The following is a 13,529-nucleotide window of genomic DNA, read 5'->3' on the forward strand; positions in this document are numbered from 1 at the left end:
ACGCTTACGAGTCGCCGATAAATCCCGAACCCGCGTACAAGTGCAAAACCGGCAGTCCCAGCTGGTCCTGGGCCTTGTTGGCCCAGTCGGTGTGGAAGGTGTCCGAAATGGCGTGGGGCCGGGTTACCACCACGGCCTGCCCTGCGCCCAGCGAGCGGACCTTGGCCACCAAGCCGGCCACGGCACCGCCGTCGACGATCTCTCCGGTCACGCCCCCGCCCAACCCGTCCAGGGCAGCAAGGGATTCCTCCAATGTCTGGGCAGCCTCGGCCCGCTCCACCTCGGGATCCGGCGTCTGTGAGGTCAAGTCACGGAAAGCCTTCGCAATATCAAGGAGTGACAGGTTCTCCAGGAAATCGACCAGGAGATGACGCTCGGTGTTGGAAGGAACCAACACAACCAACGGGGCATCACCGCCATCAAGCAGTCTGTCGATGTTGACTCGGTCGTCTGGGCCAAGGGGCTCTTCAGTCAGGATGACTATGGGATCGCTCATGGCTACAGCGTAGTCCCGGGAGCGCGCGGTCCGCAGGCAAACACGGACGCGGACCGTACGTCCCGCACGCCGCGCGGTCCCTGCCTGCACCACCCCGCGGCGCCGAACGGCAACAATGGAACCATGGCATCGCGAACCGCACCAGAGAAAACCCCGGACAACACGCTGAGCCCCCGCACCAAATGGGCCATTGGAGGCTTCCTCGCGGGAAGCAGCCTGGCGGGCATGCTGGCCGCCGGTTCCTCTGCGCTCGCCGTGTACTTTGCCCGCCGGGTCATCACGCCCGGAGCCCGGCACGAGGACCAGGAAGTACTGGCCGTTATCCGCGCGGAAACGGGGCTGCAGGTCATCTTGGCAGCCACGCCGGATTCCACCATCAACGGGGTGTTCAGCCTGTTCTTCTCCGGTGGTAAGGGACATGCGCGCATTGGACGCATCGTGTCCTACTCGCCCGCCGAACAAACAGTCCTCCGCGAGGTGGAAGAGGTCTACAGCGGCAACCTGTCCGAGGCCCGCCGGGCCTGGTGGAGTGGAGCCGTCTTCCCGGACCCGGCCGCCATGGGTCTCGAGGCAGAGGACGTGGACTTGGAGGTCGACGGCGGCAAGGCACCTGCGTGGCTCATCCGCGCCAACGCAGGGGCTTCTTCAGCGGTGTGGGCCATCATGGTCCACGGCAGGGGAGCCACCCGCCTGGAAGGACTTCGTGCAGTTCCCAGTGCGCGGAAGCTTGGAATGGACAGTCTGTTGATTTCCTACCGGAACGATGGCTTGGCGCCATCGGCCCTTGATGGGCGCTACGGGCTGGGGTCCACCGAGTGGCGGGATGTGGAGGCGGCCATCGAGTACGCCGTAGCGCATGGAGCCAAAGAAGTGGTGCTGTTTGGCTGGTCCATGGGCGGCGCCATCAGCCTGCAAACGGCAGATTTGTCGGAGCACCGGCTGTTGATCAGGGGCCTGGTACTGGACGCCCCGGTCATCAACTGGGTGAATGTAATGGCACACCATGCCAGGATGAACCGCATTCCCTACACCGTGGGACGCTACGGCCAACTGATGCTGACCCACCCGTTGGGGCGGCGGCTCACCGGCTTGGCCGCACCCGTTGATTTGAAGTCGATGGACTGGGAAGCCCGGGCTGTTGAGCTGCGCACTCCCACGCTGCTGATACACAGCGTGGATGACGACTACGTACCCTTCGGGCCGTCCGCGACCCTGGCAGAAAAGAATCCGGAGATGGTGACCTTCGTGCCCTTTGACGGTGCCAGGCACACGAAGGAGTGGAACGTTGACCCGGAGAAATGGGAACGGACGGTCGAGTCTTGGCTGCAAAGGCTCCTCGCGCCACGCAAGAACCCGGGTCAGTCGTCGTTGGAAACACCCGCTGCAGGCTAGGCTTTGGCGGTGCCGATCGCAGCGGTCTGTCCCTGGGTCAGGCGCAGCAGGTCAGCCGGGGCCACTTCGATGTCCAGTCCCCGCCTGCCCCCGGACACCAGGATGGTGTCGAAGGACATCGCGGATTCGTCCAGGACAGTGGGGGAGTGCTGCCGCTGGCCGAGCGGCGATATGCCTCCAAGTACGTAGCCTGTCCGCCGTTCCGCAGCCTTCGGATCCGCCATGGTTGCTTTCTTGGAACCCAGCGCCGATGCAGCGGCTTTCAAGTCCAGGTTGCCGGACACAGGGACGATGGCAACAGCCAAGTGGCCATCGATGTCCACCATGAGCGTCTTGAAGACCCGGGCTGGATCAATTCCCAGAAGCTGGGAGGCTTCCATCCCAAAATTGGTGTTCGCGGGATCGTGCTGGTACGGGTGCGCCGTGAAGGGAACGCCGGCGGCAGTAAGAGCTGCCGTGGCCGGCGTTCCCAACGAGGCGGTTTTTTTCGCCACGATTACTGCTCCAATCGGCTGGCAGCAGCGACCTTACGCTTGATCCGGCCCAGCATGGCGGTCATTCCCCGCATCCTGAGGGGAGTGATGGCGCGGGTGAGGCCCAAAAGCTCCGGCATATCGTCCGGCACCGCAAGGATTTCCTCTGCCGTCAGCCCGTCGAGTCCTTCGTGAAGGACACCAGCGAAGCCGCGGGTAGTGGGAGCTTCCTGCGGGGCCTTGAAGTACAGCCGGTAAGCGGTGGCGGCGGGACCGCCGTCGTTCTTCTCCGACTCGATGGTCAGGAACAACGGCGACTGGCATTCCACTACCTGCTCCAGCAATTCCGGGTGGTCCTTCAACCGGTCCGGAAGCTCAGGCAAACCCCTGGAGAATTCGAGCAGCAGCTGGAGCCGGTCCGGCTCGGTCAGGGCCTGGAAGTCGTCCACGATTTCCGCCAAGGCGGTAGGCAAAGTGTTGGTAGTCATCATGTCCAGCTTACTGCGCCTGCAGTCGGCCAGCCCTTCCCGGAGAAGCTAGTTCCGGACCAGCTGGGTGGGAACGGTGCCCGGCTCGGTACCCTTGACGATCGGCACGCGAACGGCGTTGCCCCACTCGGTCCAGGAACCGTCGTAGTTGCGGACGGTGTCGAAGCCCAGCAGGTACTTCAGGGCAAACCAAGTGTGGCTGGAGCGTTCACCGATCCGGCAGTACGCAACGACGTCGTCGCCGGCGTTCAGGCCCGCACCATCAAGGTAGAGGGCTTCAAGTTCTTCGCGGCTGCGGTAGGTGCCGTCCTCGGCAGCTGCCTTGGCCCACGGAACGGATGCCGCAGTAGGAATGTGGCCACCCCGCAAGGCGCCTTCCTCGGGGTAGGCGGGCATGTGGGTGCGCTGGCCGGAGTATTCCTCGGGGGAACGGACGTCGATCAGCGGATTGCCCAGGTGCGCCAAAACGTCTTCCTTGAAGGCGCGGATGGGGGCATCGTTCCGCTCCACCTCCGGGTATTCGCCAGCGGCAGGCTTCGGGACGTCGGTGGTCACTTCGCGCCCTTCGGCGATCCACTTGTCACGACCGCCGTCGAGCAACCTGACGTCCTCGTGGCCAAAAAGCGTGAAGACCCACAGCGCATAGGCCGCCCACCAGTTGGACTTGTCCCCGTAGATCACCACAGTGCTGTCGCGGGAGATGCCTTTGGACGCGGCCAGCGCAGCGAAGGCGGCGCCGTCCACGTAATCACGGGTCACTTCATCGTTAAGGTCCGTGTGCCAGTCGATCTTGACCGCGCCCGGAATGTGTCCTGTCTCGTAGAGGAGTACATCCTCATCGGACTCCACCAGCACCAGCTTGCCGTCGGCAATGGCGCCGTCTGCAAGAGCTGCAGCAAGCCACTCTGTGGAGACGAGTCGTTCCGGGTTTGCGTATGCAGCAAACTTTTCGTTCTGTTCAACGGGGTAGGACATGTGCTGGCCTTTCACTGACGACGGACGGTGCCGGGCACTGGGCGTATGGAACGCCTGCCTTGTGTCCCGGCTTCTTTCAACACTAACCACGGCCCGCGGCCAATGCTTCCCCACCGGTCACATGGTGAAACATGTCTCTGGTCACGTGGCGGTTCCGTGGCCGCCGTTGCCGGTATTCTTGCTGGGGACCCGAAACCGAAGGAATGGACCATAGTGGTACAGATCGAACAACTGGCTGCCCGCACGCCGGCAGTCTCAGTGGAAGAACTCCTCAAGGGTTTCTACCCCTCTCCGCGATTCGGAGAGGTGTCGTTCGACAGCTACCGTCCGGACCCGGCACAGCCCAGCCAAGCCAACGCCGTCAAGTTGCTGTCCGCCTTCGCAGACAGCGTGGGGACGGCCGATGGGGGAGGTCTCTTCAAGAAACTGTTTGGCAAGAAGGCTCCTGCCGCCAGGGCCGGCATCTACCTGGACGGCGGATTCGGTGTGGGCAAGACCCACCTTTTGGCTTCGCTGTGGCACCGATCGCCCGGACCCAAGGCATTTGGCACCTTCGTGGAGTACACCAACCTGGTGGGTGCCCTGTCCTTCCGTAAAACGGTGGAAGCCCTCAGCAGCTACAAGCTGGTGTGCATTGATGAGTTCGAACTCGACGATCCGGGCGACACGGTCCTGATGTCCCGCCTCATGCGGGAACTGGCCGACGCCGGCGTGAAGTTGGCCGCAACCTCCAACACCCTGCCCGGTTCCCTGGGCGAAGGCCGCTTTGCCGCGGTGGACTTCCAGCGCGAAATCCAGGTCCTGGCGGACCAGTTCGATGTTGTGAGGATCGACGGAGAGGACTTCCGCCACCGCGGCCTGCCTGCTGCCCCTGAGCCGCTGGAAACCAAGGAACTCAAGCGCCGCATGAACGCAGAATTCCACGGCAAGACAGTGGCTGTGGACGACTTCAAGACCCTCGTCAACCACCTGGCCGCGGTTCACCCCAGCCGGTACCGGCAACTCCTTGACGGTGTGGAGGCCGTGGTGTGGAGCGACGTCGAAACCATCACGGAGCAGGCAGTTGCCCTGCGCTTCGTCGTCTTGGCCGACAGGCTCTACGACAAAGATGTGCCGATTCTCGCCAGTGGCGTCCCCTTCGATCAGCTCTTCACGGAGGAGATGATGACGGGCGGGTACATGAAGAAGTACTTCCGCGCTGTTTCACGCCTCACGGCACTGGCCCGGGAAGCGCAGAACCACGAACCCGCCTGATCTCAGGCTTTCCGCGGACGCTCCTTGGTTTTCAGGAGCCAGCGGACCAGGATGCCGGCAGCCAGCGCCCAGAAAGCAGCGCCCACACCAGCAAAGCTCAGCCCCGAGGCCGCCAGCAGGAAAGTGATGCAGGACGGTATGCGTTCCTCCACGGCCGCCAGCGCCGAGGATATTGACGCTGCCAGGGTTCCCAGGAGGGCCAGGCCGGCAACCGCCTCCAACAGGCCCGGGGGAGCGGCGGCAACAACTGTCACCAGCGCGGCTGATGCCGCAGCAAGAACCAGGTAGGCAAACCCTGAGATAAAGGCCGCGATCCACCGGCGCCCGTGATCCTTGCCGGCCTCTTCGCCGGCTGCCAGGGCTGCACTCAGTGCGGCCAGGTTGATGGCGTGGCCGCCGAACGGTGCAGCCGCCATGGTTCCGGCTCCTGTGACCACCATGGATGAGCGCCACGGTGCAGTGAATCCGAAGGACTTCAGGACCGCCACGCCGGGGATGTTCTGCGACGCCATGGTGACGATGAACAGGGGCAGGGCCAGGCCCACCGCCGCCTCCAGGCTGAAGGCCGGCGTGGTCCATTCCAGCTTCGGCAGCAGGCCATCCAAGGGAATCGCGACGCCGTTGATCGCCAGATGGATGCCGATGACGCCCAGTGCCACCACCAGGGATCCCGGTACGGACCATCGTGGCGCGAACTTCATGAGGAGGATCCAGCAGGCGACCACGGGTGCAACGAAAAGCGGTGCGGTGCCCAGCGACTTGAAAGGCGCCAGGCAGAGCGGGAGCAGGACCCCGGCGAGCATTGCCTGGGCCAACGCTGTGGGAATCAATGCCATGAGTCGGCCCAGCGCCGGGAGCAGGCCGGTCAGGACGATCAGGATCCCCACCATCAGGAAGGCTCCGACGGCGGCCGGCCAACCGCCGTCGACCATCCCGGCAGAAGCCAGGAGCGCCGCGCCTGGCGTGGACCAGGCCAGGGTGATGGGCAGCCGTGAGCGCCAGGAAAGCCAGAGAATTCCCAGGCCAAAGGTCAGGGTGAGCGCCAGCAAACCGCTGGAGGCTTGCGCCTGGTTTGCTCCGACGGCCTTGAGGCCGGCCAGCACCACGGCGAAGGAAGACGTGAAGCCCACCAAGGCCGTAACAATTCCGGCCGTCACTTGCGGACCAATGGTCCTCTGCGGATCCTGGCGTGCAGTGGTGGGCGATGAAGCGGAAGGCATACGGTCAAAATTACCCGACCAGAGGCCTGGTTAAACGCCAAGGGCACCGGCGGCGCCTCGCGGCGGGACCGGTGCCCCCTTGACGTAACTGGTACGGCGGCTCAGGCAGCTATGGCTGCTTCGGCTCATCCGTGACGGGAGCCGTTCCAGGCTCACCGTCGTGCTTGGCGACGAAGTCGGAAGCGGCATTCTGGACTTTGTCGACGTGACCGGCGTACTTTCCGCCCGTCTTTTCATCTACGAAGTCCCCGGCTTTTTCGATGCCATTCTTAATGGCTTCTTCGTTGCCTTGAATGAGACCCTGAGCTTTACCCTTCAGGTCGTCAATTAAACCCACGGGCACCTCCCTTCCATCGCGGAGCCAGTTCGCTCCTCTGCGATTGACCCTAACACCAGTCATTGAAGCTGCCAAGGCTTGGTGGAGGGCCTGTGGACAAACTACGCCAAGGGCTTACTTTCCAGGGTGTGCCGCGGGCTGTCCGGGTTCATCAGGGAGTTCTTGCGGCCGTAGGCAAAGTAGATGATCAGGCCGATGATGAGCCATACACCGAACCTGACCCAGGTTTCCCAGTGCAGCTGCACCATCAGGAATGCCGAAGCCAGGACGCCGAATGCCGGAACGACGGGCATGAGCGGCAGGCGGAAGGTCCGCGGCGCGTTGGGCTTGGTGTAGCGGAACACGATCACGGAAATGCACACCACCACGAACGCGGCAAGGATGCCGATGTTGGTGAGGTCGGCAACTTCCTTGATCGGGAAGACCCCTGCCAGGAACGCGGAGGCTACGCCGGCGATCCAGGTGACACGCTGAGGTGTTCCGTTCCTGTCCGTCTTGGCGAACCAGCCGGGAAGCAGGCCGTCACGGCTCATGGAGAACCACACCCGTGTGACGCCCAGGAGGAAGGTCAGCATCACGGTGAGGATGGAGAGAACAGCGAAGACCGAGATGATGGTGGCAATCACGGGCAGGCCCACTCCGGAGAACGCGGAGGCGAAGCCGGCCTTGGGATCGATGTCCTTGTAGTTCTGCATCCCCGTCAGGACCAGGGTGGCGGCAACGTACAAGAGCATGGCGATGATCAAGGACAGGATGATGGCCTTGGGCATGTGCTTCTTGCCGTCTTTGGCCTCTTCTGCCGCGGTGCTCATGGCGTCATAGCCAAACACTGCGAAGAACACCGTTGCTGCGCCTGCCAGGACGGGTCCGAAGCCGCTGGGCATGAAGGGGTTGTAGTTTTCGGTGTTGATGTAGAAGATCCCCAACCCGATGATGAACAGGATGAGCACCACCTTGATGGCCACAGCCACCAGTTCGAATCGGCCAAATGCCTTGGTGCCCCGGCTGAGGATCCACGTCACCAGGAGGCACACCAGAATGGCAGGCAGGTTGATGATGCCGCCCTTGCCCTCGTCCACGGTGGAGGACATCCAGGTGGGCATATGGATGCCGATTCCGGAAAGGAAAGCATCGAAGTAGCCGGAGATGCCGATAGCCACCACCGCGACAATGGCGATGTACTCGAGCAGGAGATCCCACCCGATGAACCAGCCAATGATTTCACCCAGGGCAACATAGCCGTAGGTATAGGCAGAGCCCGCACGGGGGATCATGCCGGCGAATTCCGCATAGGACAAAGCGGCCGCGCCTGAGGCCAGGCCGGCGACGAGGAAGGAAATCAGTACTGCCGGCCCGACGCCGGGATTGCTGGCGTCGCCGTGCGCCACCACTCCCGCAAGGGAGAAGATGCCGACGCCGATAATGCCGCCTACGCCGATGGCTGTCAGTTGCCAGAGGCCAAGACTCTTAAAGAGACCACTGTGTTTGCTTTCTTCCTCGATATCGTCGATCGGCTTGCGCCTCAGGACGGACTTGGAAGCCGTCTGTTGATTCATGGGGGTACTCCTGCCGGTTGGCCTGGAACGGTGATGAGCTCGCAGTACATTATGCGAGGCGAATCACATTGGATAAAGCGACTTATTCCGAGCGGTATCGATTACTTCACCCGATGTGTTGGAAAGTGGCAGGAGTTGGGCACAAAAAAAGCAGCTCCGAGGAGCTGCTTTTTCGTCTGGAGCGGACGACGAGATTCGAACTCGCGACATCCACCTTGGCAAGGTGGTGCTCTACCAGCTGAGCTACGTCCGCACATGCTGCCTGCCAGGCCGGTGCCTGGCAATCAGCAACAAACAAGGTGCCTTGTTTTGGTGGGCGATACTGGGATCGAACCAGTGACCTCTTCCGTGTCAGGGAAGCGCGCTACCGCTGCGCCAATCGCCCGTTTCCGGGTCCTTTGAAAGGAGAGCGGACGACGAGATTCGAACTCGCGACATCCACCTTGGCAAGGTGGTGCTCTACCAGCTGAGCTACGTCCGCACATGCTGCCTGCCAGGCTGCAGCCTGGCAATCAACAACAAACAAGTTGCCTTGTTTTGGTGGGCGATACTGGGATCGAACCAGTGACCTCTTCCGTGTCAGGGAAGCGCGCTACCGCTGCGCCAATCGCCCATGCAACCAGCTTGACGCTGGAAGACATGGTTTTCACCGAGGTGGGTACGGGATTCGAACCCGTGTATACGGCTTTGCAGGCCGCTGCCTCGCCTCTCGGCCAACCCACCGTGTAGGCCGAATTCCGTGGAATTCCTGCCTTGACAGTGCCTTGCGAGCGGACGACGAGATTCGAACTCGCGACATCCACCTTGGCAAGGTGGTGCTCTACCAGCTGAGCTACGTCCGCAGTGTCGCATCAACGGGCAGCCGCACAGGCATTCCGTCGCTTTCCGACGAGTAAGAACTCTATAGGAGGTTCCAGCAAAGTCCAAATCCCACACGTGCTTTTGCTGGCCTGCCCTCCGGGATCCCCGTCATTACGCGGATCTTGGCGAATTTCATCACTGTAATTCCACGATTGTGCTTTACGCCGGTCACCATAGCCATGTCCGGGTAAGGGGGCTGTGCCGTCGCCGTGAGTGGAGGGTTTTGCAATACGCGGGGCGTCGGTTAGTGTTTTCTTTGCACCCGGGCGATTGGCGCAGTGGTAGCGCGCTTCGTTCACACCGAAGAGGTCACTGGTTCGAACCCAGTATCGCCCACCAACCAGGAGGCCCCCGGATTATCCGGGGGCCTCTTTTGTTGCACCGGGTTTGTTGCGCCGGGTTTGTTGCACCGGATTTGTTGGACCGGGTTTGTCGGACCAGGCGAATTCTGTCGGCCCTCTGTGACAAAGTCTTTATATGACTGCACCACTGCTTGCCCACGCTACTGACTACGGCCGGATGTACGCCCGCTCCACCACGGAGCACTATTCGGTTCCTTCCATCACCACCGTTATCGGCCAACAAGCGCACGGTTTGGATGGATGGTTCAGCTACATGGGAGCCAGCAGCCTTGCGGCGGATCCTGAGCTCGCTTCCTTGGTGGGCAGCCCCTCGAAAATCCGCCAGGCAGTCAACAAAGCATCCAAAGCAGCTGAGCAATACCGGGACAAGGCCGCGGCACGTGGGGACAGGGTCCACACCTACTGCGAGCAAGTGGCACTGCGGGCCATGGGCCGGCCCCACCGGGTGGAGGAATGCCTGGCTGAGTTGGCGGAAAACGGTGAGCAGGCATTTGCCTCCCGTTTCGATGAGTGGTGGGAGCTATACCAGGTGGAGCCGCTGGCGCCGGAGATTACAGTGTGGAACTCAGCAGTGGGTTACGCGGGAACGCTGGACCTGGTGGCCCGCATCAATGGCAGGATCTGCCTCATTGACTACAAGACCAAGGGCACCACCCGGGACGGCACCGTCAAAGCACTTGACGACAAAGTAGTGATGCAGCTGACCGCCGGAATGAAGGCCGAGGAGAGCCTGGTGGATCCGGTGGCCGGAACGTGGGAGCCCTGGAAGTACGGTGACAACCCCATGTTGCTGGCAGTGGCCGTCGGTGAGACGGAAGTCAGGCCCCAGCGCGCCAACCCCGAAATCCTGAAACATCACTGGTGGAAATTCTGTGCCCTGCGCCGCGTATGGGAGATGTCAGCCGACGTCGTGGCCGCCGGCCCGGCACTGCTTCCCATAGCTCCGCCCGTGTTCGCGACGCCTGCGGCAGGACGGCAAACAGCGGGAGCACGCTGACCTCCACTAAACTGGCTGGGGCTCCCTATCACCCGGGTCCAAGGTTGACGATCGTGAGGACAAACAGCACATGGCAATTTTGAGTATCCGCATTATTGGGGATCCGGTGCTGCGCACCGTGGCAGACCCCGTCACCGACTTCGGTCCGGAGCTCGCCAAACTTGTTGCTGACATGACCGAAACCATGGAGGACGTGGAAGGCGCAGGCCTTGCAGCCCCGCAGGTGGGCGTCAGCCAACGTGTCTTTACCTACCGCATTGGGGGAGTGGAAGGGCACATCATCAACCCGGTGCTGGAGAACAGCGACGATTTCCAGCCGGACGAGGTCGAGGGATGCCTGTCCATCCCCGGGTTGGGTTTCCCGGTACGCCGGTTCCGTACCACCCGGGCTACGGGAGTCGACATGCACGGAAACCCGGTGACGGTTGAGGCCGAGGGCATGCTGGCACGCTGCTTCCAGCACGAGACCGACCACCTTGATGGCGTCCTCTACACAGACAGGCTGGAGGGCGATGACCGCAAGGCAGCCCTCCGGGCCATCCGCAACGCCAACTACCAGTCGATTACGGAACAGACCACGTCCAAGCGCGCAACCTCCGTGGGTTCCAGCTTTGGTGGCGGCAGTTTCGGGGCGCCCGAGTGAGGGTCCTTTTCGCGGGCACTCCTGCGGTGGCTGTTCCGTCCCTGAACGCCTTGGTGGACGCCGGCTTCGACGTCGTGGCGGTCCTTACGCGCCCGGACGCCCCCTTGGGTCGCAAGCGTGTCATGACACCGTCTCCAGTGGCCATGCGTGCCGGGGAACTGGGAATCGATGTGATCCGGGCGGCAAAAGTGGATGCTGACACCACCGCGCGCATTGCGGAGTTTTCGCCGGATGTTGCGGCGATCGTGGCCTATGGGGGGTTGGTCCCGCGCGCCGCACTGGGAGTACCCGCTTTCGGCTGGGTAAACCTGCACTTCTCCCTTTTGCCTGCCTGGCGTGGTGCAGCGCCCGTGCAGCGGTCCATCATCGCCGGGGACGACGTCACCGGCGCTGTCACCTTCCAACTCGAGGAAGGCCTTGATACCGGGCCGGTCTTCGGAACCCTCACCGAGTCGGTGCGGGCAACCGACACTGCGGGGGATCTTTTGGAACGGCTCTCGCACAGTGGTGCTGTGCTGCTTGGCCAAACGCTCTCAGCAATCCGCGCAGGGCAAGCCGTGGCACAACCCCAGGTTGGTGATGTGACCCTGGCGCCGAAGCTGACGCTGGAGGACGGCAAATTGGATTGGAAGCAACCGGCCCTGTCCCTGGACCGCAGGGCGCGGGGCGTAACGCCTGAACCCGGTGCCTGGACCATGCTTGAAGGCCAGCGGGTCAAGCTTGAGCCTGTGACGTTGCGGCCGGATGTTAAGGATCTTGCTCCCGGCACGCTTCGCGTTGAGGCGAAGTCCGTGCTGGTGGGGACGGGATCCCACGCTGTGCAGCTGGGCAGGATTCAACCCGCCGGCAAGAAAATGATGTCGCCTGCCGATTGGGCCCGAGGCCTGGCAGCACCTGAGAAAGTGGTATTCGAATGAGCGAGTCCGGCCGGCAAGGCCCCAGCAGCAACGGCGGCCGTGGCAACCGTGAATCCGGAAACAGCAACAGCAGGAGGAACGCCCAGGGCAGGGAGCGCAACAGGGGGCCGCAGCGCGGTTTCTCCACCAGCGCCCCCGCCCAGCGCACCCGCCGGGCAGACCCCGCCCGCTTGGTGGCCTTTGAGGTTCTCCGCGCCGTAGCATCCGAGGACGCCTATGCCAACCTGGTCCTGCCTGCAAGGATCCGAGAGCACCGCCTGGACCGCCGCGACGCAGGTTTCGCCACGGAGTTGAGCTACGGGGCGTTGCGCGGCCAGGGCACATACGATGCCATCCTGGCCCGGTGCGTTGACCGGCCCCTGGAGCAACTGGATCCTGCGGTACTGGATGCCTTGAGGATTGGAGCCCACCAGCTTCTCTCCATGCGCGTTCCCGCCCATGCCGCCTTGGACCAGACTGTTGGCCTGGCGCGGGCCGTGATCGGGGCTGGACCGTCTGCCTTGATCAATGCCGTGCTACGGAAGGTCACCGCGCACTCCATGGAGGAGTGGTTGGACCTGCTGCTGGACCAGGAAACGGACGAAACCAAAATTGCGGCCTTGCGGCATGCCCACCCGGAGTGGATTGTCCGGGCGCTTCGCCAGTCGCTGGTGAACCATGGACGTCCAAAATCGGAGATCGACGCCTTGTTGGAAGCGGACAATGCCGCTCCCATTGTGAACCTGGTGGCGTTGCCTGGTCTGGGCAACCTCGATGAGGCGTTTGACAACGGAGCGACCGCCGGCGAGCTGGTGGAGGACTCGGCGCTCTCCGCCGGAGGCGACCTGGGACGCTTCGAGTCCGTGCGCCGCGGCACCACCAGAGTGCAGGACGTGGGTTCCCAACTGGTGGCCCGCGCTTTGGCCGGAGTGGCCGTGGACGGTCCCACTGCCGGCGGCGAGCGTTGGCTGGACCTTTGTGCCGGCCCCGGTGGCAAGGCAGCGCTCCTTGCGGCCCTGGCGCACCGCGACGGCGCCACCCTCCTGGCGAACGAACCCGCACCCCACCGTGCCAAGTTGGTTCAACAGGCGCTCTCTGCCGTTCCTGGCGAGGCTTGGTCAGTGCGGACGGGTGACGGGCGCGAAGTCGGCGCCGAACAGCCCGAATCTTTTGACCGCGTGTTGGTGGATGTTCCCTGCAGTGGTTTGGGAGCTTTGCGCCGCCGCCCGGAATCCCGGTGGCGCCGCTCGCCCAAGGACATCGGCGATCTCGGCCCGCTGCAGCGCGACTTGCTGAAATCGGCCATCGACGCCGTCAAGCCGGGTGGCGTGGTGGCCTATGTGACCTGTTCACCGCACCCTGCGGAAACAACGGCTGTTGTGGGTGACGTTGTGGGTAAGCGCGAGGACTTGGAACTGCTCGACGCCGGGCTGGCCCTGGACAGCGTCAGCCTCACTGGCAGCCTCAAGGCGGGTCACGAAAATACGGCCCAGCTGTGGCCGCACGTCCATCAAACAGACGCCATGTTCCTGGCAGTCATCCGCAAGAAGGCGTAGCCGCCGGACCCACGAGGTGGCCA

General features: G+C 63.1%; 13 protein-coding genes and 7 tRNA genes. 7 read left to right on the forward strand and 13 right to left on the reverse strand.

Features of this window, described 5'->3' with window-relative positions; all coding sequences use genetic code 11:
- Nucleotides 1-4 precede the first annotated feature (4 nt).
- Nucleotides 5-496 carry a hypothetical protein gene (locus JOE60_RS07930; RefSeq protein ID WP_167268968.1) on the reverse strand — a complete coding sequence of 164 codons (492 nt, stop codon included), beginning with the start codon at nt 494-496 and terminating at the stop codon, nt 5-7.
- Between the two features lie 123 nt (nt 497-619).
- On the opposite strand from JOE60_RS07930, the gene JOE60_RS07935 reads away from it, so the two are divergent.
- Nucleotides 620-1,888 carry an alpha/beta hydrolase family protein gene (locus tag JOE60_RS07935; protein ID WP_167268966.1) on the forward strand — a complete coding sequence of 423 codons (1,269 nt, stop codon included), beginning with the start codon at nt 620-622 and terminating at the stop codon, nt 1,886-1,888.
- Here the strand turns inward: JOE60_RS07935 and ybaK are convergent.
- Genes ybaK through JOE60_RS07950 form a run of 3 tightly spaced genes read right to left on the reverse strand, consistent with a single transcriptional unit; the run spans nt 1,885 to nt 3,824 of the window.
- Nucleotides 1,885-2,382: a Cys-tRNA(Pro) deacylase gene (ybaK, locus tag JOE60_RS07940; RefSeq protein ID WP_167268964.1), complete on the reverse strand. Its 498-nt coding sequence runs from the start codon at nt 2,380-2,382 to the stop codon at nt 1,885-1,887. The two genes, JOE60_RS07935 and ybaK, sit on opposite strands and share 4 nt — an antisense overlap.
- A 2-nt stretch (nt 2,383-2,384) precedes the next feature.
- On the reverse strand, nt 2,385-2,849 hold the full coding sequence (locus tag JOE60_RS07945; protein ID WP_167268962.1) for a SufE family protein: 465 nt from the start codon (nt 2,847-2,849) through the stop codon (nt 2,385-2,387).
- Between the two features lie 48 nt (nt 2,850-2,897).
- Nucleotides 2,898-3,824: a sulfurtransferase gene (locus JOE60_RS07950; RefSeq protein WP_167268960.1), complete on the reverse strand. Its 927-nt coding sequence runs from the start codon at nt 3,822-3,824 to the stop codon at nt 2,898-2,900.
- Nucleotides 3,825-4,037: 213 nt separating this feature from the next.
- On the opposite strand from JOE60_RS07950, the gene zapE reads away from it, so the two are divergent.
- Nucleotides 4,038-5,078, forward strand: a complete 1,041-nt coding sequence (gene zapE / locus JOE60_RS07955) for a cell division protein ZapE (RefSeq protein ID WP_167268958.1) — start codon at nt 4,038-4,040, stop codon at nt 5,076-5,078.
- Nucleotides 5,079-5,080: 2 nt separating this feature from the next.
- Here the strand turns inward: zapE and JOE60_RS07960 are convergent, their stop codons facing one another.
- The 9 genes from JOE60_RS07960 to JOE60_RS08000 form a co-directional block, all read right to left on the reverse strand.
- Nucleotides 5,081-6,298: a benzoate/H(+) symporter BenE family transporter gene (locus JOE60_RS07960; RefSeq protein WP_167268956.1), complete on the reverse strand. Its 1,218-nt coding sequence runs from the start codon at nt 6,296-6,298 to the stop codon at nt 5,081-5,083.
- A 109-nt stretch (nt 6,299-6,407) separates the two neighbouring features.
- Nucleotides 6,408-6,641 carry an antitoxin gene (locus JOE60_RS07965; RefSeq protein WP_167268954.1) on the reverse strand — a complete coding sequence of 78 codons (234 nt, stop codon included), beginning with the start codon at nt 6,639-6,641 and terminating at the stop codon, nt 6,408-6,410.
- Between the two features lie 95 nt (nt 6,642-6,736).
- Complete coding sequence (locus tag JOE60_RS07970; protein WP_167268952.1) at nt 6,737-8,191, reverse strand: amino acid permease; 1,455 nt, start codon at nt 8,189-8,191, stop codon at nt 6,737-6,739.
- A gap of 177 nt (nt 8,192-8,368) precedes the next feature.
- Nucleotides 8,369-8,444, reverse strand: a tRNA-Gly gene (locus JOE60_RS07975).
- A gap of 57 nt (nt 8,445-8,501) precedes the next feature.
- Nucleotides 8,502-8,576: transfer RNA gene (locus tag JOE60_RS07980), tRNA-Val, on the reverse strand.
- Nucleotides 8,577-8,599: 23 nt separating this feature from the next.
- Nucleotides 8,600-8,672: transfer RNA gene (locus JOE60_RS07985), tRNA-Gly, on the reverse strand.
- Nucleotides 8,673-8,729: 57 nt separating this feature from the next.
- Nucleotides 8,730-8,804 (reverse strand) — tRNA-Val (locus JOE60_RS07990).
- Nucleotides 8,805-8,843: 39 nt separating this feature from the next.
- Nucleotides 8,844-8,914: transfer RNA gene (locus tag JOE60_RS07995), tRNA-Cys, on the reverse strand.
- A 46-nt stretch (nt 8,915-8,960) separates the two neighbouring features.
- A tRNA-Gly gene (locus tag JOE60_RS08000) sits at nt 8,961-9,033 on the reverse strand.
- A 283-nt stretch (nt 9,034-9,316) separates the two neighbouring features.
- Between JOE60_RS08000 and JOE60_RS08005 the strand changes: the two genes are divergently transcribed.
- The 5 genes from JOE60_RS08005 to JOE60_RS08025 all read left to right on the forward strand — a co-directional run bounded on the left by JOE60_RS08005 (nt 9,317) and on the right by JOE60_RS08025 (nt 13,506).
- Nucleotides 9,317-9,391 (forward strand) — tRNA-Val (locus tag JOE60_RS08005).
- 138 nt (nt 9,392-9,529) lie between these two features.
- Nucleotides 9,530-10,411: a cytochrome gene (locus JOE60_RS08010; RefSeq protein WP_167268950.1), complete on the forward strand. Its 882-nt coding sequence runs from the start codon at nt 9,530-9,532 to the stop codon at nt 10,409-10,411.
- Nucleotides 10,412-10,481: 70 nt separating this feature from the next.
- On the forward strand, nt 10,482-11,054 hold the full coding sequence (gene def, locus JOE60_RS08015; protein ID WP_167268948.1) for a peptide deformylase: 573 nt from the start codon (nt 10,482-10,484) through the stop codon (nt 11,052-11,054).
- Entirely contained in the window at nt 11,051-11,971 is a 921-nt protein-coding gene (fmt, locus tag JOE60_RS08020) for a methionyl-tRNA formyltransferase (RefSeq protein WP_167268946.1), read from the forward strand. The genes def and fmt overlap by 4 nt, the downstream gene beginning before the upstream one ends.
- Nucleotides 11,968-13,506: an RsmB/NOP family class I SAM-dependent RNA methyltransferase gene (locus tag JOE60_RS08025; protein ID WP_167268944.1), complete on the forward strand. Its 1,539-nt coding sequence runs from the start codon at nt 11,968-11,970 to the stop codon at nt 13,504-13,506. The genes fmt and JOE60_RS08025 overlap by 4 nt, the downstream gene beginning before the upstream one ends.
- Nucleotides 13,507-13,529 lie beyond the last annotated feature (23 nt).

This window comes from Paenarthrobacter ilicis (assembly GCF_016907545.1).
In the GTDB taxonomy this organism is placed as follows: domain Bacteria; phylum Actinomycetota; class Actinomycetes; order Actinomycetales; family Micrococcaceae; genus Arthrobacter; species Arthrobacter ilicis.

What these genes read in the sequence shown, in the direction of transcription:
- JOE60_RS07930 (WP_167268968.1), bottom strand. Translation starts at nt 496, where the DNA reads ATGAGCGATCCCATAGTCATCCTGACTGAAGAGCCCCTTGGCCCAGAC.
- JOE60_RS07935 (WP_167268966.1), top strand. Translation starts at nt 620, where the DNA reads ATGGCATCGCGAACCGCACCAGAGAAAACCCCGGACAACACGCTGAGC.
- JOE60_RS07945 (WP_167268962.1), bottom strand. Translation starts at nt 2,849, where the DNA reads ATGACTACCAACACTTTGCCTACCGCCTTGGCGGAAATCGTGGACGAC.
- JOE60_RS07950 (WP_167268960.1), bottom strand. Translation starts at nt 3,824, where the DNA reads ATGTCCTACCCCGTTGAACAGAACGAAAAGTTTGCTGCATACGCAAAC.
- JOE60_RS07960 (WP_167268956.1), bottom strand. Translation starts at nt 6,298, where the DNA reads ATGCCTTCCGCTTCATCGCCCACCACTGCACGCCAGGATCCGCAGAGG.
- JOE60_RS07970 (WP_167268952.1), bottom strand. Translation starts at nt 8,191, where the DNA reads ATGAATCAACAGACGGCTTCCAAGTCCGTCCTGAGGCGCAAGCCGATC.
- JOE60_RS08010 (WP_167268950.1), top strand. Translation starts at nt 9,530, where the DNA reads ATGACTGCACCACTGCTTGCCCACGCTACTGACTACGGCCGGATGTAC.
- def (WP_167268948.1), top strand. Translation starts at nt 10,482, where the DNA reads ATGGCAATTTTGAGTATCCGCATTATTGGGGATCCGGTGCTGCGCACC.
- JOE60_RS08025 (WP_167268944.1), top strand. Translation starts at nt 11,968, where the DNA reads ATGAGCGAGTCCGGCCGGCAAGGCCCCAGCAGCAACGGCGGCCGTGGC.